General features: G+C 70.6%; 24 protein-coding genes. 9 read left to right on the top strand and 15 right to left on the bottom strand.

Annotation, left to right across the window (positions count from 1 at the left end; genetic code table 11):
* Positions 1 to 41: 41 nt before the first annotated feature.
* The gene (locus tag AUV07_RS16500) at positions 42 to 1,106 is read left to right on the top strand and encodes a hypothetical protein (RefSeq protein ID WP_062637803.1); all 1,065 of its coding nucleotides are present in this window, start codon (positions 42 to 44) and stop codon (positions 1,104 to 1,106) included.
* Positions 1,107 to 1,208: 102 nt separating this feature from the next.
* Positions 1,209 to 2,756, top strand: coding sequence for a hypothetical protein (locus tag AUV07_RS16495; RefSeq protein ID WP_062637801.1), 1,548 nt, complete (start codon positions 1,209 to 1,211; stop codon positions 2,754 to 2,756).
* Positions 2,757 to 2,962: 206 nt separating this feature from the next.
* Here AUV07_RS16495 and AUV07_RS16490 read toward each other — a convergent pair whose 3' ends face one another.
* The gene (locus tag AUV07_RS16490) at positions 2,963 to 3,328 is read right to left on the bottom strand and encodes a cupin domain-containing protein (RefSeq protein ID WP_062637798.1); all 366 of its coding nucleotides are present in this window, start codon (positions 3,326 to 3,328) and stop codon (positions 2,963 to 2,965) included.
* Positions 3,329 to 3,344: 16 nt separating this feature from the next.
* Entirely contained in the window at positions 3,345 to 5,471 is a 2,127-nt protein-coding gene (locus AUV07_RS16485) for a CapA family protein (RefSeq protein WP_062637796.1), read from the bottom strand.
* A gap of 87 nt (positions 5,472 to 5,558) precedes the next feature.
* Here AUV07_RS16485 and AUV07_RS16480 point away from each other — a divergent pair, with 87 nt between their 5' ends.
* Together AUV07_RS16480 and AUV07_RS16475 are read left to right on the top strand one after the other, a co-directional pair.
* The gene (locus tag AUV07_RS16480; RefSeq protein WP_062637794.1) at positions 5,559 to 7,082 is read left to right on the top strand and encodes a S1 family peptidase; all 1,524 of its coding nucleotides are present in this window, start codon (positions 5,559 to 5,561) and stop codon (positions 7,080 to 7,082) included.
* Positions 7,033 to 7,233, top strand: a complete 201-nt coding sequence (locus AUV07_RS16475) for a hypothetical protein (RefSeq protein ID WP_062637792.1) — start codon at positions 7,033 to 7,035, stop codon at positions 7,231 to 7,233. The genes AUV07_RS16480 and AUV07_RS16475 overlap by 50 nt, the downstream gene beginning before the upstream one ends.
* Before the next feature lie 81 nt (positions 7,234 to 7,314).
* Here the strand turns inward: AUV07_RS16475 and rplI are convergent, their stop codons facing one another.
* The 4 genes from rplI to rpsF all read right to left on the bottom strand — a co-directional run bounded on the left by rplI (position 7,315) and on the right by rpsF (position 8,979).
* Positions 7,315 to 7,767, bottom strand: a complete 453-nt coding sequence (gene rplI / locus AUV07_RS16470) for a 50S ribosomal protein L9 (protein ID WP_025102814.1) — start codon at positions 7,765 to 7,767, stop codon at positions 7,315 to 7,317.
* Between the two features lie 11 nt (positions 7,768 to 7,778).
* Positions 7,779 to 8,033 carry a 30S ribosomal protein S18 gene (rpsR, locus tag AUV07_RS16465; RefSeq protein WP_017203799.1) on the bottom strand — a complete coding sequence of 85 codons (255 nt, stop codon included), beginning with the start codon at positions 8,031 to 8,033 and terminating at the stop codon, positions 7,779 to 7,781.
* 71 nt (positions 8,034 to 8,104) lie between these two features.
* Positions 8,105 to 8,605 carry a single-stranded DNA-binding protein gene (locus tag AUV07_RS16460; protein WP_062637790.1) on the bottom strand — a complete coding sequence of 167 codons (501 nt, stop codon included), beginning with the start codon at positions 8,603 to 8,605 and terminating at the stop codon, positions 8,105 to 8,107.
* 5 nt (positions 8,606 to 8,610) lie between these two features.
* On the bottom strand, positions 8,611 to 8,979 hold the full coding sequence (gene rpsF, locus AUV07_RS16455; RefSeq protein WP_021201450.1) for a 30S ribosomal protein S6: 369 nt from the start codon (positions 8,977 to 8,979) through the stop codon (positions 8,611 to 8,613).
* Positions 8,980 to 9,203: 224 nt separating this feature from the next.
* Between rpsF and AUV07_RS16450 the strand changes: the two genes are divergently transcribed.
* Positions 9,204 to 9,908, top strand: coding sequence for a hypothetical protein (locus AUV07_RS16450; RefSeq protein WP_062638028.1), 705 nt, complete (start codon positions 9,204 to 9,206; stop codon positions 9,906 to 9,908).
* 59 nt (positions 9,909 to 9,967) lie between these two features.
* Here the strand turns inward: AUV07_RS16450 and AUV07_RS16445 are convergent, their stop codons facing one another.
* From AUV07_RS16445 to AUV07_RS16425, 5 genes are read right to left on the bottom strand one after another with little or no spacing between them, the layout of a single operon-like run.
* Entirely contained in the window at positions 9,968 to 10,807 is an 840-nt protein-coding gene (locus AUV07_RS16445) for an ABC transporter ATP-binding protein (protein ID WP_062637788.1), read from the bottom strand.
* Complete coding sequence (locus AUV07_RS16440; protein ID WP_062637787.1) at positions 10,800 to 11,615, bottom strand: ABC transporter ATP-binding protein; 816 nt, start codon at positions 11,613 to 11,615, stop codon at positions 10,800 to 10,802. The genes AUV07_RS16445 and AUV07_RS16440 overlap by 8 nt, the downstream gene beginning before the upstream one ends.
* Entirely contained in the window at positions 11,612 to 12,523 is a 912-nt protein-coding gene (locus tag AUV07_RS16435; protein ID WP_062637785.1) for an ABC transporter permease, read from the bottom strand. Before AUV07_RS16435 ends, AUV07_RS16440 begins: the two co-directional genes overlap by 4 nt.
* A complete protein-coding gene (locus tag AUV07_RS16430; protein ID WP_058631931.1) occupies positions 12,520 to 13,581 on the bottom strand; it encodes an ABC transporter permease in 1,062 nt (353 codons plus the stop codon). The genes AUV07_RS16435 and AUV07_RS16430 overlap by 4 nt, the downstream gene beginning before the upstream one ends.
* Before the next feature lie 10 nt (positions 13,582 to 13,591).
* Entirely contained in the window at positions 13,592 to 15,175 is a 1,584-nt protein-coding gene (locus AUV07_RS16425) for an ABC transporter substrate-binding protein (protein WP_062637783.1), read from the bottom strand.
* Positions 15,176 to 15,326: 151 nt separating this feature from the next.
* On the opposite strand from AUV07_RS16425, the gene AUV07_RS16420 reads away from it, so the two are divergent.
* A complete protein-coding gene (locus AUV07_RS16420) occupies positions 15,327 to 15,914 on the top strand; it encodes an Lrp/AsnC family transcriptional regulator (protein ID WP_234024180.1) in 588 nt (195 codons plus the stop codon).
* 1 nt (position 15,915) lies between these two features.
* On the opposite strand, the gene AUV07_RS16415 is transcribed toward AUV07_RS16420, so the two are convergent.
* Positions 15,916 to 16,275: a hypothetical protein gene (locus tag AUV07_RS16415; RefSeq protein WP_231729533.1), complete on the bottom strand. Its 360-nt coding sequence runs from the start codon at positions 16,273 to 16,275 to the stop codon at positions 15,916 to 15,918.
* Between the two features lie 65 nt (positions 16,276 to 16,340).
* On the opposite strand from AUV07_RS16415, the gene AUV07_RS16410 reads away from it, so the two are divergent.
* Both AUV07_RS16410 and AUV07_RS16405 read left to right on the top strand, forming a co-directional pair.
* The gene (locus tag AUV07_RS16410; protein ID WP_062637781.1) at positions 16,341 to 17,246 is read left to right on the top strand and encodes a hypothetical protein; all 906 of its coding nucleotides are present in this window, start codon (positions 16,341 to 16,343) and stop codon (positions 17,244 to 17,246) included.
* Entirely contained in the window at positions 17,243 to 18,346 is a 1,104-nt protein-coding gene (locus AUV07_RS16405) for a hypothetical protein (protein WP_062637779.1), read from the top strand. The genes AUV07_RS16410 and AUV07_RS16405 overlap by 4 nt, the downstream gene beginning before the upstream one ends.
* 223 nt (positions 18,347 to 18,569) lie before the next feature.
* On the opposite strand, the gene AUV07_RS16400 is transcribed toward AUV07_RS16405, so the two are convergent.
* Positions 18,570 to 19,883: a glycosyltransferase gene (locus AUV07_RS16400; RefSeq protein WP_062637777.1), complete on the bottom strand. Its 1,314-nt coding sequence runs from the start codon at positions 19,881 to 19,883 to the stop codon at positions 18,570 to 18,572.
* Between the two features lie 63 nt (positions 19,884 to 19,946).
* Between AUV07_RS16400 and AUV07_RS16395 the strand changes: the two genes are divergently transcribed.
* Entirely contained in the window at positions 19,947 to 20,585 is a 639-nt protein-coding gene (locus AUV07_RS16395) for a TetR/AcrR family transcriptional regulator (RefSeq protein WP_062637775.1), read from the top strand.
* A gap of 4 nt (positions 20,586 to 20,589) precedes the next feature.
* On the opposite strand, the gene AUV07_RS16390 is transcribed toward AUV07_RS16395, so the two are convergent.
* The gene (locus AUV07_RS16390; RefSeq protein WP_062637774.1) at positions 20,590 to 21,336 is read right to left on the bottom strand and encodes a 3-hydroxybutyrate dehydrogenase; all 747 of its coding nucleotides are present in this window, start codon (positions 21,334 to 21,336) and stop codon (positions 20,590 to 20,592) included.
* Positions 21,333 to 22,718, bottom strand: coding sequence for an MFS transporter (locus AUV07_RS16385; protein WP_062637772.1), 1,386 nt, complete (start codon positions 22,716 to 22,718; stop codon positions 21,333 to 21,335). The genes AUV07_RS16390 and AUV07_RS16385 overlap by 4 nt, the downstream gene beginning before the upstream one ends.
* Positions 22,719 to 22,732: the final 14 nt, after the last annotated feature.

Below are 22,732 nucleotides of genomic sequence, written 5' to 3'. Positions count from 1 at the left end.
CCCATCGACACACCCGTGGACCTTCGGAGGGGGAGGACGACGTGGACGCTCGGACCACCCGACGCGGCGTACCCCACGCCGTCCTCTGGGGTGGAATCGGCGCGCTCGCCTGGGCAGCCCTGACCGTCCTCACCGGCGGCGGCTCCGCGCATGCGGACGAGCAGCCGAAGGGTCCGCTCGACAACCTCACCTCGGTCGTGTCCGAGACCGTCACCGCCGTGACGAAGCCGGTCGTGAACGACGTCGTGGCTCCGGTGGTGAACCAGGTGGCGACGCCGGTGGTCCAGGAGGTCGTCGCGCCCGTGGTGCACGAGGTCGTGGCTCCGGTCGTGACCCACACCGTCGCTCCCGTGCAGGAGGCCGCTCCCGCCGTCGTCGAGACGGTGACCGAGACGGTGACGCAGGTCCCGGTCGTCGGAGACACCGCGGCCCCGGTGCTCGAGGCGGTGGCCGAGACCACCGAGACGGTCGTCGAGCCCGTGACCGACGTGCTCGGCTCTGCACCGGTCTCGCAGATCACGGCGCCCGTGCTCGACCTCGTCGGCGGCCTTCCGCTGGTCGGCGGCATCGTCGTCGACTCCGGCGCCATCGACCTGGTCGAGAACGTCGTCGGCGTCGTCGATGGCACGACCGGCCTGATCGGCGGCGTCGTCGAAGAGACCGTTCCGCCGGTCGTCGACGTGCTCACGCCACAGAAGCCGGCCGCACCGCAGACCCCGGAGGGCTCCGTCCCTGCGGGTGCGACCACGGCGCGCGACGAGATCGCCGCGCTTCCCGAGCCTGCGCCCGCACCGTCGGCCTCCCCGAGCACGGGCCAGCACTCTGCGTTCCGTACCGTGGCTTCCTTTGCAGGCCCGGTCTCCGCGCCCCACTCCTCGGACGCCGGCGCCGGTGACGCTGCTCCGGTGCCGCTCGGTGCTCCTCCGGCCGCTCCGGCCGCCCCAGCATCTTACTCCGCCACCTCGGCCGGCGGTTCCACCAGCGCCCCCGCTCGCCTCAGCGAGATCGGCGCCACCCCGCTCCGTGCCTGGGAGCGGGCAGCCGGCGCACGGGACGACGCCCTTCCGGGCGCCCCCGTCGCCGACACCGACGTCTCTCCCGACTGACGGACTGTCGCGTCATCCCACCCGGATGACAGATGCCGTGCTGCGCGCGCACTTCCTCGCGTGCATCCCATCAGACAGACCAGTCACGTCAGGAGAACCATCATGCGTACCTACGCGAAGCGCGTCCTCTGGGGCACGCTCATCGCCGGCGGGATCACCCTGCTCGGCGCGACGGCCGCCAATGCGGCCGAGACATCCGGAGACGACGGCTTGCTCCCCGGCACCCAGGCCGTAGCGCCCATCACCGCCCCGATCACGGTCGTCGACAACGCGATCTCCGTGCTCGGCGATGCGGCATCCACGGCGCCTGCCCCGGCCCCTGCTCCGGCACCGGCTCCCGCTCCCGCCCCGGCTCCCGCTCCCGCCCCGGCTCCGCAGACGAGCGGCGCGGAGGGTACGGCATCCGGCACCCAAGCCGTGGTGACCGTGAACCTTCCCGTCACGGTGACGGACAACGCCATCAGTCTCACCGAAGACTCCACGACCAGCACCCCGGCCGCCGCTCCTCCCCAGAGCGCGGCTCCCCAGGCCCCTGACGCGGCCGGGGTGCTTTCCCTCGACACGGACGGCCTGGATGGTGTGCTCTCGGGCACCCAGGCTCTCGTGGCGGTCAACGCCCCGGTGACCGTGTCCGACAACGCCATCTCGCTGCTCGGTGACTCCGAGTCGGCCGCCGAGGGAGAGAGCGCCGCAGCACCGGCGCCTACCCCGGCGACCGGGTCGAGCACCTCGGGCGAGGACGGCACCGCGAGCGGCACCCAGGTCGTCGCCCCGGTGACGGCCCCGGTCACCGTCGGCGGCAACGCCATCTCGCTCCTCGGCGACACCGAGGCCTCCGGCACCTCCGGCGGCACCGCGGCCCCGACCGCACCCGCGGCCGGGGGGAGCACCACCGGGGGTGAGGACAGCATCCTCGGGGGCACGCAGGCCGTGGCTCCCGTGACGGCGCCTGTCACCGTCGGCGGCAACGCCATCTCGCTCCTCGGCGACAGCGAGGCCTCCGGCACCACCGGCGGCACCGCGACCCCGACCGCACCCGCGGCCGGAGGCAGCACCACCGGCGGAGACGACAGCACCCTCGGCGGCACCCAGGTGGTCGCACCCGTGACCGCCCCCATCGGCGTCACCGGCAACGCCATCTCCGTCACCGACGACGCCACCGTCACCGGCACCACCGGCGGCACCACGTCCCCGACCGCACCCGCGACCGGAGGCAGCACCACCGGCGGCGACGACAGCATCCTCGGCGGGACTCAGCTGGAGCTCCCCGTGACGCTTCCCATCACGATCGGCGGGAACGCGATCTCCGTCGTCGGCGAGAGCACGGTGACCGATCCCGGCACGAACCCCGGAACGGACCCTGGCACGGATCCGGGCACTGATCCCGGAACGGACCCGGGCACCGACCCCGGAACCGACCCGGGCACCGACCCCGGCACGGACCCCGGCACCGAGCCCGGCACCAACTCGGGGACGATACCGAGCACCGGAGCCGGCATGACCAGCATGCCGTGGGCTGCGGGTGCCGCCGCGACGGGTGAGGCCACCGGCCTCGCGATGACCGGTGGCGCCTCGGCCCCGTGGCTGTGGGCCCTCGCCGCTCTCCTGCTGCTGGGAGGTGCGGGCCTGCTGCGCCGTCGCACGGCGTAGGCGCTGAGCCCCGGCGGTGGCGATGTCCTCGGGGGAGGAGACTCGCCCCCGCCGGTGCGCGGCAGCGTCCGCACGTGCGGTGCAGCCCTCGCTGCGCTTCCTCTGCCGAGCGTGACCGCCGCGCAAACGGCGGATGCCCCGTGGTCCCCCCACCGCGGGGCATCCGTGCGCCCGTTCTGCGGACGCACGGGACGCGATGCGGGGGCTTAGCCGAGCTCCTGGAGCTCCGCCGTCATGTCGCCGCCTGCGTCTCCGGTGTTGACCGTGCCCTTCGGCTCGAAGAGGATCGCCTGCACCTCTTCCTCGGCCTTCGGGCAGTGCTCGACGCCCCGGGGCACCACGAACACGTCGTTCGGGTTCAGGACGACGTCGCGGTCGCGGAGCTGGATCGTCAGGCGTCCGCTCACCACGAAGAACAGCTCGTCGGTCTCGGGATGCGTGTGCCAGACGAACTCGCCCTGCAGCTTCACGACCTTGACGTCGTAGTCGTTGACGCTCGTCAGCCGGTGCGGCTGCCAGTGCTCGTGGATGGTGGACAGGGCCTCGTGCACGTTGCGAACGTCGTCCGTCATGGCCAGCAGCCTATCCTCACGGCGGGGCGATCGACCCGTCGGCGTCGACGACAGCGGCACTGCCCGGGAAGTCCCGCCGGCCGCGCTCGTCCACCAGGGCGCCGGCCCGACCGGTCGTATCGGGCTCCGGGGCGCCGCCGTCGGCCCCCAAGCGGATCGAGCGGACCTGTCCGCCGAGAAACGTTCCGTCGGCACGGAGACGGACCGACAGGTAGGCGCCGAAGCGGGTCTCCTCCTCGGCCCCGAAGACGCCCCCGCCCGCGAAGTTGCCCAGGCTGTAGGCGATGAGGCGGCCGCGGTAGAACTCCGCGCCCCGGACGACGTGCGGACCGTGCCCGACCACCAGATCGGCGCCGGCGTCGACGGCTGCGTGGGCGAACGCCTGCGGATCACCCCGGTTCTCCCCGAAGCTGTGCTCGGTCCCCCCGGTGACCGCGTCGGCCTCCGGTCCCTCGGCGCCCATGTGCGCGTGGACGACGACGAGGTCGGCCTGCTCCGCCGCCGCACGCACGACCTGACCGACGTGACGGAGGTCGGTGACCCGGTTGAATCCCCCATACGGCGCGAAGCCGACCAGGGCCACGGTGGTCTCCCCCACCCTCGTCACGACGACCTCGTTCCGGTCCCCGACGGCGTCCATGCCCTCCGCGCGCAGAACGGCCCTCGTCTCGTCGACGCCCTCCCGGCCGAAGTCGTGACTGTGGTTGTTCGCCTGATTGAGCACGTCGAAGCCGCGCAGCGCCGCAGCGGCATCCGGCTCGCTGCGGAACGCGAGGCAGTGGTCGCTCCCGCCGCACTTGTCGACGCCGGTGTCCGCCGCGATCACCTGCTCCAGGTTGCCGGTGACGAGGTCCTCGGTGAACCAGGGGCGTACCTCGTCGAAGGTCGATCGCCCGCGATCCGCCGGGATTCCGCGCGACGCGTCGTACAGCAGGATGTCGCCCACGGCGCCGATGCTGACTTCTCCCTCGCTGGTGGCGGCCCGGTCGATGATCGCGGCCGGCCGAGCGGGGATCGCCGCTGCCGCGCTGACGGCGAGGCCGACCCCCAGCAGTGCCAGCACCGCGACCGGGGTCCGCCAGGGGACTCTGCGTGGCGCCCCGTCGACCGCGGCCCGCCGACGAGGCAGATCCCACAGCCAGGTGAGTCCGTCGCGAGCGGTGAGCCGATCGAGGCCGATACACGCGGCGACGAGAGCCGCCGTCAGCACGACCGGGAGCAGGACGGCCGCGAGCAGTTGCACCGCCTGCCCCGCGTCGGACAGCACTCCCACGAGCGCGGCGTCGGCGAGCGCGAGCAGCGGCATGTGCAGGAGGTAGATCGGCAGGGTGCGGACGCCGAGCGCCTGCAGACCCCGCCCGACCAGAGGGAGGCCCGCGAGGATCGGGGCGACCGCGATTCCCATCGCCACCCCGAGGACGGACACGGCCGGCCACACCCCGGGAACGGTCTCCGTGCCCGTCACGCGCATGACGGCGTAGGCGGCGAGGTACCCGAGGATCAGGGCCCCGGCGAGTGCGGGCCGCGGCCGAGCTGTGAAGCGACGGATGCGCGGCGCGAGGTATGCGCCTCCGAGGAAGAAGAAGAGGTTGTAGAGGAGCGATCCGCGGTTGCTCACCACGTCGACCAGTCCGGCGGCCACCGCCACCGAGAGCATGCCGGAGCCCACCAACAGGACGCCGCGCGGCAGTCGGTGCAGGCCCTTCGCGACGACGAAGTACAACGCGAGCGCGTAGAGGTACCAGGTGTTCGGCGGGCTGATCGTCACCCCCTCCACGAACGCGGAGACGCTCCGCGGCACGAACGTCGGGAAGTCCGGGAATGCCCACATCGCGGCGGCGTGGATGAGGCTCCACAGCAGGTACAGGTAGAGGAAGCGGACGACGCGGGGACGGAACACGACGGCCCACGGTCGGGCCAGCGCCGCGGAGGCGAAGTACCCGGACAGGAACAGGAACAGCGGCATGAGGAAGGGCCAGATGAGGTCGCTCGCGAGACCCCAGGCGCCGGGAAGGGGGATGCCGAGTCGCCAGTCGACCTGCAGGTAGGTCTTCAGCACGACGTGCCAGAACACTACGAGGACGATCAGCAGCCCCTTCGCGGCATCGCCCCAGGGCGCGCGCGATGTCGTCACTGCGGTCATGCGCCCAGTCCATCCCGCCGGATGTTGCGAGAGCGTATGCGAATCCGCTGACGCTTCCGAAACAGTCGCGTCCGTACGGTCCTTCGCATGACACGCATCAGATACCTCGTCGCTGCCGTCCTCGCCGCTCTCCTCGTCTTCGCGGGCACCGCGCCGGCGAACGCGATCAGCGACGGCAGCGACGCGACCGAGAGCTATCCCTTCATGGGCGCCTACAAGCCGGGCTTCCCGAAGCCTCCCGGCCCGGGGGGCAACGGCTGCGGCGTCACCCTGATCGACCCGCACTGGGGGCTCACCGCCTCGCACTGCCGCAAGAACAACTTCGCCCAGGTCGGCTCGCCGATCGGCTGGACGGTGCAGTTCGGCTCCGCCGACGTCACCCGAGGGGGCGAGGTGGCGACGGTCAGCCGGTTCTTCCAGCTCCCGAAGTCCCGGGAGGGCTACTTCGGCAAGGACCTCATGCTCCTGCGGTTCGACGAGGCCGTGGACCAGACGCCGATCCCGGTCGCCGGAGCTTCCCCTGCGGTCGGGACGACCGGGCGGATCCTCGGGTGGGGGAACACGGCGACGACATCGCCCGCGGTCTACCCGACGATGCTGCAGGAGGCCGACGTCGACGTCCTCGATCCGAAGACGTGCCCGAACGCCTCCGACGGGGAGCTCTGCGTGGGCGGCGGCGTGGCGAAGGCCGGCAATGCCGACTCCGGCGGCCCCCTCCTGGTCCGTGAAGGGGCGGGGTGGGCGCTGGCCGGCGTACTCAGCGGACCGGAGCAGGACAACGACAAGGCGGCAGGGCTCTATACGGACGTCACCCGGCACGCGGAGTGGATCCGCACGATCATGCGGGACCACGCCACCATCCCGGACGACGAGGTCGACCTCGGACTGGGAGGCTACCCGGCGCTGGACGAATGCGAGTCGTCGCTCGTGATGGCCGCGAACTCCCGCCGCGACGATCCGGCACTCCTGCTGACGAACGGTCACTGCATTCCGGCCGTGGAACAGACGCGGGACATCCCGCGGCGCGGCGAGTTCCTCCAGAACCTTCCGGCGGACGGCGAGGTGTCCTTCGCAGACGCGCAGGGGTACGGACTGACGACTGCGCGCCTCGACCGTCTCCTCTTCGGCACGATGACGGGCACCGATGTCGCCGTGTACCGCCTGGATGCCTCCTTCGCCGAGCTCGAAGCGCGAGGCGCGACCGTCCTCCGCCTCGCCCCGGGTCGGCGACAGCGTCCGCCTGATGGCCACCGAGCAGCTGTCGTGCACCATCGAGGCCGTCGTCCCCACCCTCCGCGAGGAGGGATACGTCCTCCACCAGTCCCTGCGGATGGCGAAGGAGAAGACGTGCGAGACGTACCCGGGAACGTCGGGTGCCGCACTCGTCGCGGGCGACGGGAAGACGGTGGTCGGCATCAACAGCTCGCACAACGACGGCGGCGAGGCGTGCGCGGAGGACAACCCCTGCGAGGTATCCGCAGACGGCACGACGTCGGTCCGCCCCGGGCAGGCCTACGGGCAGCAGGTCACCGGGCTCAACGACTGCATCGCGGCCGGTTCGGTGTTCGACGCGGAGGCTCCGGGATGCACCCTCACGGCCGCGGCCGATGACGCCGCGCCGCTGAACGTCCCGCTCCTCGTCGGCGGGGCGGTGTTCACCCTGGGTATCGCCGCGCTCGTGGGGGCGCTCATCGCGCACCGGCGGCGGAGGAACCGGCTCACCGAGCCGGCGTCCGTGTCGGAGAGCGACGCCCTCGCCTGACCCGCGTCCCGATGCAGAACGCCCCCTGTCCCGGAGGACAGGGGGCGTTCTGTTCGACAGGCGTGCGCCCGTCGGGTGCCTTTACTTGGCGGCGACGACCTGCAGCGTGATGACGGCAGTGACGTCCTCGTGCAGACGCACGGTCGCCTCGTGCTCACCGGTCGCCTTGATGGGCGAGGGGATGTGCACCTTGCGCTTGTCGATCGAGCCGAGGCCCGCAGCCGTGACGGCCTCTGCGACGTCGGCGGTCTTCACCGAGCCGAACAGACGGCCTTCCTTGCCGGCCTTCACCGCGAGACGCACCTTGGTGCCCTCGAGGGTGTTCTTCAGGGCCACAGCCTCGTCGCGGTCGTGGATCGCGCGTGCCTGACGCGCGGCCTGGATCGACGCGACCTGCTTTTCGCCACCACGGGTCCACGCCGTAGCGAAGCCCTGGGGGATGAGGTAGTTGCGGGCGTACCCGTTCTTGACCTCGACCACGTCACCGGCGCTACCCAGCCCGGCGACCTCGTTCGTGAGAATCAGCTTTGCCATCTCAGTACCCCTTACCGGCCGGCGCCAGCGTAGGGCAGGAGCGCCATCTCGCGCGCGTTCTTGATCGCGGTGGCGATCAGACGCTGCTCCTGCACCGACACACCGGTGATGCGACGGGCGCGGATCTTGCCGCGCTCCGAGACGAACTTGCGGAGGGTGGCGACATCCTTGTAATCGATGACGCCGACCCGGATGGACTTCGCGGGGGCGGCGTTCTTCGCGCCCTTCCGCGGCTTGCGGCGGTCGCCGCTCGACTTTCCAGCCATTGCTTTTCCTTAGTGATGAGCGGGGTGCGGCCCTTCGACAAGCTCAGGGACCCACCCGTGAAGAAGTGTTTTCAGAAGGGGGTGTCGTCGCCGAAGCTGCCCGGAGTGCTCCAAGCGTCGGCGCTGGTCGACGAGCCGGGCGTGGACCACGGCTCCTCCGACACCTGCTGCTGCGCGGGACGGGACTGTCCTCCGCCGCCACCGCCCGAGGCCGCACGGGTGACCTGCGCGGTCGCGTACCGGAGCGAGGGGCCGATCTCGTCGACCTCCAGCTCGATCGCGGTGCGCTGGTTGCCCTCGCGGTCCTGGTAGGAACGCTGGCGCAGACGACCCTGCGCGATCACGCGCATGCCCTTGGTGAGCGAGCCCGCCACGTGCTCGGCGAACTCACGCCACACCGAGGCGCGGAGGAACAGCGCTTCGCCGTCCTTCCACTCGTTCGCGGCACGGTCGAAGTTGCGAGGCGTCGATGCGATGGTGAAGTTCGCCACCGGCAGCCCGTTCTGCGTGTAGCGCAGCTCGGGGTCGGCGGTGAGGTTGCCCACCACGGTGATGACGGTTTCGCCGGCCATGAGACTTAGGCCTTCGCAGCCTTGGCGGCCTTGCGGGCAGCCTTCTCTTCGGAGCGCTTGGCCTCGGAAGCGATCATCGCCTGAGCCTCTTCGGCGCGGAGCACCTTGGTGCGCATGATCTGCTCGTTCAGCTTGAGCTGACGGTCGAGCTCCTGCGTGGCGGCGCTGGTCGCGGTGAAGTTGACGACGGCGTAGATGCCCTCGGTCTTCTTCTGGATCTCGTAGGCGAGACGGCGCTTGCCCCAGATGTCGACGTTCTCGATAGAGCCACCATCGTTGGTGATGACCTTCAGGAACTTGTCGAGCGTCGGGGCGACCTGGCGCTCGTCGATCTCGGGGGTCAGAATGACCATGAGTTCGTACTGGTGCGTCACTTACCCACCTCCTTCGGACTAGAACGGCTCTCGGGACTTTCCCGAGAGCAGGAGGGTGTGTGCACGTGCCCACCTCAAGCGACCGAGTGGACGCCGGAAGGCAGACAACCTCGACAGTCTAGCGGAGTTTCCTCGGAGCTGCCTCCCGCGGATCCGCCCGGTCCTTGGCATGCTGGAGGGCGTGCCTGGTGACGGTCATCGGCACGGACCTGGAGGGGGGCGCCATGCGCGTCAACAAGTGGGGGGTCGGCGTCGTGCTCGCCGCCGCCGTCATGCTCACCGGATGCTCGGCGGGAGCGTCGGACAAGCCGGCAGAGCCGAAGCCGAGCGCTGCCGCATCGCAGGAGGCCCAAGCGCCGTCCAGCGACTGCCCCGAACTCGCCGACGGCGCCACCGTCGACGGCTCCGCCCTCGGCGCCTGCATCGCCGAGGCCATGACCGACACCGCCGGCTATGCCGCCAAGACCGTCGTGATGGGCATGGAGTCCACCACGCGCTTCAACCCGTCCGAGAAGGCACTGGAGTCGTTCTCGCCGATGGGCTCGGTCGTCGCGATCGGCGACGACGTCTGGGTGAAGTCGCCGTCGAGCGACTGGCAGGCCGCCGACCCGTCGTCGAGCGACCCGATCATCGCGGGGCTCAGCGCAACCGCGAAGGACGTCACCGCGATGGACCCGGCCGCGACGGCGAAGACCATCACGGGCGAGTTCACCGTGACCGGCACCGGCGAGCGCCTCGGCCAGAAGGTCTACCTCCTGAGCGGCACCGTCGAGCAGGCGGGCACGCCGGTCGAGGTCGTGTTCGAGGTCACCGAGGACTACGTCAACCTCGCCTCCACCAGCTCGGCGACCATCGAGGGCCAGTCGGTCGACGTCGCGCTCGAGATCACGGAGTGGGACGTGAAGCAGGACATCGTCGCGCCGCTCTGATCGGACGAGACACACGGAAGGGCCGGAGCGCACGCTCCGGCCCTTCGCCGTATCCGGGGTCAGTAGGCGACGGGAGGAACCTCGGCCCAGACCGCGCGGTCGTCGGCGGAGGGCGCATCGGGGATGCGGCCCATCCCGTCGGGCTCCGGGATCGCGGCGAGCAGCGCCTGCGTGTAGGGGTGCCGCGGCGCCGCCCAGAGCTCATCGGTCGGCCCGGATTCGAGCACCCTCCCGCCGAACATCACGAACGTGCGGTCGGCGATGCGGCGCACGACGGCGAGGTCGTGGGAGATGAAGAGCATCCCCGCGCCGGACTCGGCCACGAGATCGCGCATGAGTCCCGCGACACTCGTCTGGGTGGACGCGTCGAGGGCGGAGATGGGTTCGTCGGCCACGAGCAGCGAGGGCCGCGCGGCGAGCGCTCGGGCGATCGCGATGCGCTGCTTCTGTCCGCCGGAGAACTGATGCGGGAAGCGGGTGCGCACCTGGGCGGGCAGTCCCACCCGCTCCAGCCACTCCTCCACGGTGGAACCGGCGGCACCGCGCGCACGGGCGGTCGCGATGCCGTCGGAGATCTGGTCGCCGATCCGCCGGCGCGGGTTCAGCGAGGTCGCCGGGTCCTGGAAGACCATCTGGATGCCGGTGAGCGCCGTCTCACGACGACGGATCCCCAGCGGCGCGACGGGGGCGCCGCGGAACGACACGGTCCCGGCGGCGGTCTTCTCGATGCCGACGACGGCGCGGGCCAGGCTCGACTTGCCGCTGCCGGACTCGCCCACGAGGGCGACCGTCTCCCCCGCCGCGACACTCAGCGAGACGCCGTTGACCGCGATCACGGGCGGGGTGCCCGGGTACCGCACCACCACGTCGCGGGCGTCGAGGACGCTGACCTCACTCATCCGCAGCCTCCTCGGGGCTCTCGTCGATGCGCGACCCCGGCAGGGCCGCGAGCAGCATGCGGGTGTACTCGTGCTGCGGGGCGCGGAACAGCGTCTCCCGATCGGCGAGCTCGACGATGCGACCGTCCTTCATGACGGCGACCGTGTCGGCGATCGCACTCATCACGCCCAGGTCGTGGGTCACGAGCAGCACGGCGAGGTTCCGCTCGGTCGCGAGGTCGCGCAGGAGCTTCAGGATGCCGGCCTGCACCGTCACGTCGAGGGCGGTCGTCGGCTCGTCCGCGAGCAGCACCTCCGGGTCGCACGCGAGGGCGCACGCGATCGCGATGCGCTGCCGCTGTCCGCCGGAGAACTGATGGGGATACCGCTTCAGGGCCTCGGCCGGGTTCGGCACCTGCACGGTCTGGAGCAGCTCCACCGCCCGCTCGCGCGCAGCGGCGCCCTTGAGTCCGAGGTGCACGCGCATGTGGTCGGTGAGCTGACGGCCGACCGGCAGCTGCGGGTGCAGCGAGGCTGACGGGTCCTGGAAGACCATCGCGATGCGCTTCCCGCGGACGCGGTTGAGCCCCCGGCGGTTGCGACCGACGAGCTCCTCCCCCGCGAGCAGGATCGAGCCGCCGGTCTTCGCCTGTCGCGGCAGGAGGCCGAGTACCGCCAGGGAGGTGAGCGTCTTGCCGGAGCCCGACTCCCCCGCGAGGCCGTGGATGCGCCCGGGTTCGAGCTCCAGGGACACGCCCTTCACCAGCGGACGGCCGATGTCGATCGTGAGGTCGCGGATGCTCAGCGTCGCCGTGCTCTGCGCGGTCATGCGGGCACCCCCGTCGCGGAGGCGGTGTGCTCCGCCTGCTTCTCGTGTGTGATCTCGGCGGTCGGGTCGAGCACGTCGCGCATCGCGTCGCCGAGGAAGTTGAACGCGAGCACCACGGTGAGGATCGCGAGTCCCGGGAAGACTCCGAGCCACCAGGCGTCGAAGTTCTGCATCGCACCCGAGATCATCGACCCCCACTCCGCCGTCGGCGGCTGCGCACCGAGACCGAGGAAGGAGAGTCCCGAGAGGAGCAGGATCGCCGCGCCGATGTCGAGTGTCGCGAGCACGAGGACCGGGCCGGCGATGTTCGGCAGGATGTCGACGAAGAGCGTGCGCAGCGGCGAGTGGCCGAGCAGGCGGCCCGCGATCACATAGTTCTGCCCGCGGAGACCGAGCACGATGCTGCGGGTGACACGGGCGTACTGCGGCCACGAGACCACGATCGCGGCGATGACGGCGTTGAACAGCGAGGGGCCGAGCGAGGCCGCGACCACCATGGCGAGGATCACGGTCGGGAACGCCATGAACAGGTCGGTGACGCGCATGAGCGTCTCGTCGACGGCGCGCCCGAAGTACCCGGCGACCGCGCCGACGAGGGTGCCGATGATGAGGGCGGCGATCACGAGCATGAGCGCGAGCGGCAGACTCACCGTCGCGCCGGTCATCAACCGGGAGAAGATGTCGCGGCCGTTGCCGTCGGTACCGAGGATCGTGTCGATGCCCGGCGGCTGCAGGCGCGGCAGCACCTGCGCGTTCGGCGGGTAGGGCACCCACCACTGCGCGGTGAAGGCGACGATGATCCAGGCACCGGCGATGACGGTGCCGATGATGCCGAGCGGGGTGCGCCAGGCACGCGGCCAGCGGAAGCGGGAGCGTCCGGCGGGGGTCGCTGCGGCGATGCGGCTCATGCGATCCTCACTCTCGGGTCGAGCACGCCGTAGAGCAGGTCCACGATGAAGTTGATCAGGAGGTAGATGACGCCGACCACGAGACCGACGCCCATGATGCCGGGAAGGTCGAGGTTCGCGGCGGAGTTGTAGGCGTACGTGCCCAGCCCCGGCCAGGCGAACACCGACTCGACGAGCACCGTTCCGGAGAGCAGGGCCCCGAACGCGACACCCACCACGGTGAGGATCGGCAGCGAGGCGCCACGGAGCACGTAGTCGAGGATGACGCGCATCGCCGGCAGGCCCTTGGCACGGGCCGCGCGCACGTAGTCGCTGCCGAGGACCTCGAGCACCGATGTGCGGATGAAGCGGGTGAGCAGTCCGATGGTCACGAGCGAGAGCACCATGACCGGCAGTGCGAGGTGCGCGAGGGCGTCGAAGAAGCCGACCGCGTCGCCGTTGAGCAGGTAGTCGACCGTGTAGAGCCCGGTCACGCGCGGCGGCGGGGTGATCGACGGCGAGATGCGTCCGGAACCCGGGGCGATCCGCAGCTCCAGGAAGAACACGTAGAAGCTGACCAGAGCGAGCCAGAAGGTCGGGACGCTGAGCCCGACGAGCGTGACGACGCGGATCACCTGGTCGGTGACGAGGCCGCGGCGGTAGGCGGCCAGGGTGCCCAGCACGATGCTGACCGCGAGGCTGACGATGATCGCGCCGATCGCGATCTCGATCGTCGCGGGCACGGCGGTGGCGAGGTCGCTGGTGACCGGGCGTCCGGTCACCAGCGACGTGCCGAGGTCCCCGCGCAGCAGGTTCCCCATATAGATGAAGTACTGCACGAACAGTGGCTGGTCGAGTCCGTTCGCCTTGATGAACGCCTCGCGCGTCGCGGGGTTCTGCGACGCGCCCTCACCGAGCGCGGCCGAGACCGGGTCTCCCGGCACCAGGTTGGTGAGCGCGAACGTGACGATCGTCACGCCCACCAACAGGAGCAGAGAGGTCCCGGCCCGCCGCAGCAGGTATCCGACGAGAGGCGAGCGGCGCCGCTGCGCCTGCCTCTGCACGGCCACTGTCGTCATGGCGATCCGCTCAGCCGGCCGGCTGGATCTCGGCGATGTCCATCTCCCACACGGAGTTGTACACGGCGCCGGACACGCTGGAGGCGGAGGAGATGTTGCGACCGGGGACGATCAGAGGCACGAACGGGCCCTCGGCCTGCATTGCCTCGGCGAACTCGGTGAAGGCCTCGGTGCGCTGCTCGGCGTCGGTCGCGGCGGCCGCACCGGCGGCGATGCCCGCGATCTCCGGGTTGGCCTCGGCCGCCCAGCCGGCGCGGAGACCGACCTTCAGACCCGGGGCGAAGGGGAGGAAGTTCGCCGAGTCGGCGTAGTCCGGACCCCAGAACCACAGGCCGAAGCCCTCGGTGCCGTTGACGTACGCGTCGAGCTCGGTCGCGAACGGCGCCGGAGCCAGGTCGACGGCGATGCCGGCGTCCTCGAGCTGCGCCTGGATGCGCTCCGCGAGCGGGGTGAACTCCACGCCGCCGACCGGGTAGTCGTTCGGGAACTGGAGCGTGAGGGTCTGACCGGTGTACCCGGCCTCCTCCAGCGCGGCCTTCGCCTTGTCGAGGTCCTGCTTCACGCCGCTGTCGAGGGCACCCTCGAACCCGGGCGGGATGACGCCGGTCGCCTGGACCGCACCGGCACCGGCGAGCTCGAGCAGCGCGTCGTAGTCGAGCGCGTAGCGGATGGCCTCCGCGATCTTCACGTTCGCGAGGTCACCGCCCGCCTCGCCCTGGTTGAGCAGCAGGAAGATGGTCTGGCCGGACGGGACCGAGTCGACGCTGATGTCATCGCCGAGACCGGCGACCTGGTCGCCGTTGAGGTCCATCGCGACCATCGAGTCGCCGCCCTTGAGGTTGGCGAGCTGGGTCGCGCTCTCCGAGACGTTGCGCACGACGACGCGGCTGTAGGCCGACTCCTCGTCGCCGTTGTACTCGTCGTTGCGCGTGAGGACGACCTGCGAGCTGAGGTCGAGCGTGTCCAGCACGAACGGGCCGGATCCGGCGGACTCGCCGTCGAGGAAGCCCTGGGCGCTGTCGGAGCCGTCGGTGCTTCCGCCGTTCTCCATGACGACGTCGGCGTTGACGATGCCGAGCGCCGGGTTCGCGAGGATCGCGGGGAGCTGCAGCAGCGGGGTCTCCGAGGTGAACCGGATGGTCTTGTCGTCGACCTCCTCGATCGTGAGGCCGCCGAGCAGGAAGTTGGGCTTGGCGTCTTCCATGCCCTGGATGCGCTGCAGCGAGAACACGACGTCCTTCGCCTCGATGGGCGAGCCGTCGGAGAACACGCGGTCGCCCTCGAGCGTGAACGTGAACTCGGTCGCCTCGTCGTTCTGCTCCCACGACGCGAGGCCCGGGACCGGAGTGGAGACGTCGGAGCCTTCGAAGTCGACGAGGGTCTCGTACAGCGCCTTCGCGATCATGTTGCCGGTCGGGTCGTACGTGTGACCCGGGTCAGCCGTCTCGATCGAGAACGCGGTGTCGATGACGAGGGAGTCGGAGCCCTGGGACGACTCGGAGGTGTTCGCCGAGTTCCCTCCCGAGCAACCTGCGAGCGCCAGGAGCGCGACGGCTCCGAGCGCGATGACCGGCGTGATACGGCGTGACGACATCAGGGCCTCCAAGGGCGAGGAGTACATTCGGGTCCGGTCGCCACCGATGTGGACGACCGGGGATCAGATTCGCATCATATGCGACGATGTGTCCAGCAAGTGCGCGTCACACAGGCACGCATTGTCGAGAACCTCGGATGTGAGGAGCAATATGTCCAGCAAGGACGCGGATCCGTCGAAGCAATCTGGACGAAGTGCCGCCCCTTTGGATGAGACGGCGTACAGAATCCTCGATGTGCTGCGCGATAACGGTCGCGTCTCGATCGCCGCGCTGGCCGAGAAGGTGGGCATCTCGCGGGCCAGCGCGTACACGCGGGTCGAGTCGCTCGTGCACGACGGCGTCATCACCGGATTCAGCGCCCGCGTGGATCAGGCGAAGGCCGGGCTGTCGATCGGAGCCCTCGTCTTCGTGACCGTGATGCCGCAGGCCTGGGCCTCGTTCCGGGAGCGGATCATCGAGATGCCGGACGTCGAGTGGTGCGCGATCACGACCGGCGAGCACGACGCGATGCTGCTCATCCGCGCGGTCGACGTGAGCGGTGTGCACGAGTTCTCGACGGGAGTCATCGCGCAGCTCCCCGAGGTGCGGACGGTGGTCAGCGTCGTCGTGCTCGACGAGGTTATCCGGCGGCCCTACCTGCTGCCCGGAGACCTGCCCGAGCGGCAGACGGAGGTTCCGCTCGGGATGACGCGATGGACGCCCGCCTCGCCGGGGCGGGATGCGCTCCCGCCGCGCTGAGTCAGGCGGCCGGGATCTCCTCGACGACACTGAGCTGCGGGAGGCCGTGCATCTCGTAGTGCTCCACCAGGCGGATGCGGCCGTCGTCGGTGAGCTCCAGCTCGCTCTCGCCATCGCCGGTGACCACGGTGCCGTCGGCCTTGAGCACATGGACGAACGAGACCCAGATCGTGTCGCCGGTGCGGGTGCCGACGAACTTCCCGAAGGTGACCGTGTCGCCCTCGTAGCCGCCCCAGATCGCGCCGTCGCGTTCGAAGTACTCGAAGACGCTGGGGGCGTCGGGGTCGACGGCGGAGGTCGTGGACGAGACCATACGGAAGCGTCGGCCGTCGAGGGAGGGGAGGGTGGCGGTGGCAGTCACCTCTCGATTATGGGGGATCGACGGCCGCGGCTCGCGTCGTCGGACGCGGCCGGTACCGTGGTCGCATGGAGTGGATCGCAGACCCCGGCGTCGGCGCGTGGCTGCGGGAGACCCTCGACGACGGCCTGGGCAGCATGCACGCGGTCGTCCCCCGCGGCTTCCCCGCGTACGCCCGGATCTTCCATCCCGCCACGGTGCGGGTGAGTCCCACGGCGGCGGATTCCGACGTGCGCGTCAGCTGGGCGGACACCGCCGCCGCCTTCGGCACGACGATGCACGCAGAGGCGCAGTGGCACCGGATCGTGCGCACTCCCGTCGACGCCGACTGGCGGACCCGCATCGCTCCGGACGGCCGCGAGTTCACGGCGCCGATGGAGGGCGCGCTCGACAGCGACCTCGTGACGGTCCTGGCCGAGCACCTCGCCGCCCACACCGCGACACCGGACGACGGGGTGGTCGCGCTCTGGGAGGGGTTCGGCGGCCTGGTCGGCTTCTTCGGAGACGGGCCGTCCCGCGTCTTCCTCACGTTCAGCGCAGACCCGCACCATCAGGCGATGCTCGACCGCAGCACGCACGACCCCTTCAACAACGTCTTCCGGAAGCCCACCTGGCAGGACGGCATCCTCTCGCGCGAGATCTCCGAAGGGCCCCGGCTGCAACTCCCCGGGCGCGACTACGTGCTGTTCTCCGGGGGCGCCAGAGTCTTCGCGGACCCGGATTGGGTGCTCGGCGTGCCGTGGCGCGACCGGGTCGGCGAGGAGCACGGCTTCCCGCCCGCCGCGCAGAGCCCCAACCTTCTCTGGCCGCAGGACCGCGCCTGGGCGATGGTGTCGGAGATCGACTACGACTCCACGATCGTGGCGGGCACCCCGGACCTCATCCGTGCGATCTGCACGGATGAACGGCTGGAGGCGAAGGCTCTGCGCGAGGGCGCCGATCTCACCTGGGACGCCGACGAGGTCAACCGATGACGTCGCCGCAGGCATCGGCCTCGTTCGACGCCCGCCCGCTCACCGACCCCGTCGACCCGGCCGCGGTCCGTGCCTTCACGAGCGCCCTGCGCTCCCGTCGGACGAGCGGCCCGACCGCGTCGACGATCATCGCGATCGTGGCCATCGCACTCGCCGGGATCGTGTTGCTCCCGATCCTCGTCTCGGCGGTGTTCGCGCTCGCCGCGACCAGTGGCTCCCCCACCGCCGCGGCGATCCCCCTCGCGCTGCTCGTGCTCGTGGCGGCCGGGGTCGGGGCCCTCATCTGGATGGGCGTCCGCAACGGACGCATCCGGCGGTATCGCCTGCACCGATTCGCCGAGGCGAACGGCATGACCTACGAACCACGGATCGACGATCCGCCCCTCCCCGGCATGATCTTCCATCTCGGCCGTTCCCGCCTGGCCACCGATCTCGTGCGAGGGACCACTCCCCGTTTCGTGGAGTTCGGCAACTACCAGTACACGGTGCAGTCCGGGAAGAACTCGACGACGTATCGCTGGGGCTATGTGGCCGTGAAGCTGGATGTGCCGCTGCCGAACATCGTGCTCGACGCGAAGGGCAACAACGGCTTCGGCTCCAACCTGCCGGCCTCGTTCCAGCGGGCGCAGCGCCTGTCGCTCGAGGGCGACTTCGACCAGCTCTTCACCCTGTACTGCCCTGAGGGCTACGAGCAGGACGCGCTCTACCTCTTCACGCCCGACATCATGGCGCGCTTCATCGACAACGCCGCGCAGCTCGACGTCGAGATCGTCGACGACTGGCTGTTCCTCTACACGCCCCGCCGCGCCTCCACGCTCGACCCCGCGACCTGGGCCTGGCTGTTCGGAGCCGTCGGAGCGCTGCTGACGAAGCTCGACCAGTGGGCGCGATGGCGCGACGACCGCCTCGCCGCCGCGCACCCCGGGATCGCGGCGCCGGCGGGCGGACATGCCCTCCCGTTCGCCCCGCCGGCCGGAATGCTCACGCCCCCGCCGGGCGTCGCTCCGCAGGGGCGACGCCTCAAGCGCACCGGCACCTGGGTGCCGATCCTGGTGATGATCGGCGTCGCGGTGGTCTGGATGCTCAGCCGCTGGAACTGACGGCGAGACCGATGTGGGGGTGGGTGTCGTTCTGGGGAACCGACGCCCACCCCATCCCCCCTCGGGATCGAAAGGAATTCGACGTTCCCTCCGCAGTGACGGCTCTGCCGTCCCGCCCGTGGTCAGCTGGGGACTGACGCTGCGCGGCGGTACCCGGATGGTATACCAGCGGACGTTGCACCCGGTTGCGTCCATGCGCGGGAATGCACTTCCCGCGCGACGCTCAGCGGTGCATCGAGCTGTCGGCTGCGGCCCCGCTCGCGGTCTCCGCGGCCAGGACCGCGTCGAGCGTCTGCCAGGCGTCCGCAGCGCGCATCGCCTCTCCGACCTGCCGGGCGCGGTCGCGGAACATCGGCTCGGACAACACGCGGTGGACCGCCTCGGCGACCTGCCGCGGCTTCGGCGCATTCGTCCGCAGGTTGACGCCGACGCCGGTCCACCCGACCCGGGCGGAGACCTCGACCTTGTCCTCCGTCTGCCCCGCGACGACGAGAGGGACGTCGTGGGCGAGCGCCTGCTGCACCCCACCGAATCCGCCGTTGGTGACGAACACGTCCACCTGCGGCAGCAGCCGGTCGTAGGGCAGATACTCGGCGACGCGGACGTTGCCCGGCAGCTCCGCCGGGAGCGCGTCGACAGGACGGCCGCCCGTAGAGACCACGACGAGCACGTCCGCCCGGGCGAGCCCGGCGACGGTCGGCAGCACGAGCTGACCGAAGTCCGTGTTGGCGATGGTGCCCTGGCTCACGTGGACCACGCGACGCCGCCCGTCCAGGTCGGACCACCAATCCGGCAGCGGCACGGCCGAGGGCGCCGTCGGGAGAGGACCGGCGAAATGCACGGACGCCGGAAGGTCGGAGCGCGGGTACTCGAAGGCGGACACCGAGAACTGCACGTACGCATCGGCACGACCGGCCCAGTCGAGCACGAACCCGCCGAGATCGCGGCCGACCGCCTCGCGGGCCATCGCATCGGCCTCCTTCTGCACGCCGCCGAAGATCGCCCGCTCCGCGACCACACGAAGGAACGCATTGCGCATCCGGCCGAGGGGGCCACCCATCGGCGTGACTCCGAGCCCGAACGGAGCCGTGTCGACACTGCGCGCACCGAGCGGGAAGATGCCGAGGACCACGACGGGCGGCCGCTCGGTCGTCGGCAGCCGCTGCAGCAGCGCGGCACCGACGAACAGCGGCTCGGTGAGCACGGCGTCGATGTGGTTCTGCGCCAGCTCGACACGCACGGCCTCGAGCTGCGCCCGCCCGGGCCGGATGAAGAGCGTGCTCATGTCGAACCGGAGCGCGGCCGCCCCTGTGAGACCTTCGCGCTCGGGGAACGCGCCGTTCGCGTCGTCGAGGTCGACGTCGGCCCCGGCCGGCAGCGGACGGAACCGCGCGCCCGCGGCCGCCACCTGCTCCGCGTAGCGGGCACTGGTGAGGAAGAGCACCTCGTGCCCGCCCGCGACCAGGTGCCTGGCGACCTGCAGGAGCGGGAGCACGTGCCCGTGGGCCGGGGTGCAGGTGAGGAGGTAACGGGACATGGCGGCTCTCTCGATAGGGTTGGTCGTACTGCTGAAGTATTCATCACCCTCTGAGGAAAGTCAATGAGTTCATCCGCACGCCCCTACCGCTCCGCCCTGCGGACACGCCAAGCAGAAGAGACCCGCGCGCGCATCGTCACAGCGGCAGCCCGCCTCTTCGCCGCACAGGGATACCAGGCGACGACGATCTCCGCGATCGCCAGGGAAGCCGGCGTCTCCGCGGAGACGGTGAAGACCACGGCGGCGAAGGCGGAGTTGCTCATCGCCGCCTTCGAGGTCACCTTCTCCGGCTCGGAGGCCGCCGAGACCCTCGCCGACACCGAGGCCGGCTCCGGGCTGACGACCCTTCCCGACGACGTCTTCCTCGACGCGGTCATCACGCAGATCGCCGCCGCGAACGAGCGGGGGCATGCGCTCTGGACGGTCCTCCTGGGCGCGGCGCTCTCCGACCCGGTCGTCGACGCCGCCCTCCAGCGCATCCTCGCGAACCGGGCGGCAGACTACCGGGGGTTCGCGGCGGAACTTCAGCGCCGGGGCATCGTCGACTCGGGCCGCGACGGCGATGCCCTCGCCGACGTGCTGTCGTTCCTGCTCTCGCCGGAGAGCCACCAGCAGCTCGTCGTGCAGTCCGGCTGGTCGCCCGAGCGTTATCGCTCCTGGCTGCGGAGCGCTGTGCTCGCCGCGGCCTCTCCGTCGGTATGACGGCTCACCGCGCGGACCAGCCGCCGTCCATCGTGTAGCTCGCGCCGGTCACCATCCCGGCGGCGTCGGCGGCGAGCCAGACGGCAAGGCCGGCGACCTCCTCCGGCTCCACGAGGCGTTTGATCGCGGCTTCGGTGAGGAGCACCTTCTCCAGGACCTCGTTCTCCGGGATGCCGTGCACCCGCGCTTGGTCGGCGATCTGGCGCTCCACCAGCGGCGTCCGCACGTAGCCCGGATTGATGCAGTTGCTCGTGACGCCGTGCGCGGCACCCTCCAGCGCCGTCACCTTCGACAGGCCCTCGAGGCCGTGCTTGGCCGCCACATAGGCCGCCTTGAACGGCGAGGCGCGGAGACCGTGGACGCTCGACATGTTGATGATCCGCCCGAAGCCCCGCTCGTACATCCCCGGCAGCACGGCGCGGGTCAGCAGGAACGGCGCCTCCAGCATCAGCTGCAGCAGGAGCGAGAAGCGGGCCGGGTCGAAGTCCTCGATCGGGCTGACGTGCTGCACGCCCGCGTTGTTGACGAGGATGTCGGTGTCGAGGCGGAGTGCGGCCAGTGCATCGCGGTCGGTGAGGTCCACCTGCCACGCCTGCCCGCCGATCTCGTCGGCGAGGGCTTCGGCCGCGTCACCGTCGATGTCGGCGATCGTCACGCGGGCGCCCGCCTGCGCGAAGGCTCTCGCGCAGGCGGCACCGATCCCGCTCGCTCCCCCGGTGACGAGAGCACGACGTCCGTGCAGATCCGTCATGCGGCACTCGCAGCCGCGGTGCGGGCGTTCGTGCGGGCGGCATCCGCGTCGTCGATGGCCTGCAGGGACACGCCCTTCGTCTCCCGCAGCGAGAGCACCGCGATCGCCGTGACGATGCAGGCGAACACGATGTAGAGCGCGATCGGGAGCCAGGAGCCGAAGTCCCGGAGCCACTGGATCGCGAGGATCGGCGCCAGCGACCCGGCGAGGATCGCCGTGACCTGCGACCCCAGCGAGACGCCGGAGTACCGCATCCGCGTCGGGAACAGTTCGGCCATGACCGCCGGCTGCGGCGCGTACATGAACGCGTGGAAGCAGAGACCGATGGTGACCGCGAGCACGATGAGCACGGGGTTCAGGGTGTCGAACATCGGGAAGGCGAAGAAGGCCCAGGTCGCGCTGAGGATCGCGCCGGTCAGGTACACGGGCTTGCGGCCCCAGCGGTCGGCGAGCCGCCCCGCCTGCGGGATGATCGCGAAGTGCACGACGTGCGCGATGAGCAGAGCGAGCAGCAGCTGACTGGTGTCGTACTCGTGGACGGTCTTCAGGTAGACGATCGTGAAGCTGACGACGATGTAGTAGACGATGTTCTCGGCGAAACGGAGGCCCATCGCCTGCACGATCCCGATCGGATACCGGCGCAGCACCTCGACGACGCCGTAGGAGGTGGCCTTCTCCGCCTCGACCTGCGCCTTCGCCTCCAGGAAGATCGGAGCCTCCTCGACGTTGCGGCGGATGTAGTAGCCGACGAGCACGATCACCGCGGAGAGCCAGAAGGCGATGCGCCAGCCCCACTCGAGGAACGCCGCCGAGCTCATCGCCCACGAGCTCACGAGGAGCACGAGCGTGGCGAGCAGGTTGCCGACGGGAACCGCGGCCTGCGGCCAGCTCGACCAGAACGCGCGCGACCGGTCGGGGCTCTGCTCCGCGACCAGGAGGACGGCCCCGCCCCACTCGCCGCCGACAGCGAAGCCCTGGATGAAGCGCAGCGCGACGAGCATCGCGGGCGCCCAGTAGCCGATGCTCTGGAAGCCGGGGAGGCACCCCATGAGGAAGGTCGCGGCGCCGACGATGATGATCGTGGCCTGCAGCGTGGGCTTGCGGCCGAAACGGTCGCCGATCTGACCGAACACGATGCCGCCGAGCGGCCGCGCGATGAAGCCGACCGCATACGTCACGAAAGCGGCGATGATGCCGTCGAGCGGCGATCCGGTGGCCGGGAAGAAGTAGGTTCCGAAAACGAGGCTGGCGGCGGTCGCATAGAGGAAGAACTCGTACCACTCGACGACGGTGCCGGCCATGGAGGCGGCGACGACGCGCGTGAGCTTCGAGGAGGACGGGGCGGCGGCGCGGTGACCGGAGGCGCGGGTGGGGGCGGTCATTTCTCTCCTTCGGT

Origin of the sequence: Microbacterium sp. CH1 (assembly GCF_001595495.1) — a bacterium.
GTDB lineage: Bacteria > Actinomycetota > Actinomycetes > Actinomycetales > Microbacteriaceae > Microbacterium.
The sequence above is the reverse complement of the archived record's forward strand: the minus strand, read 5'-3'. Positions and strand labels throughout refer to the sequence as shown.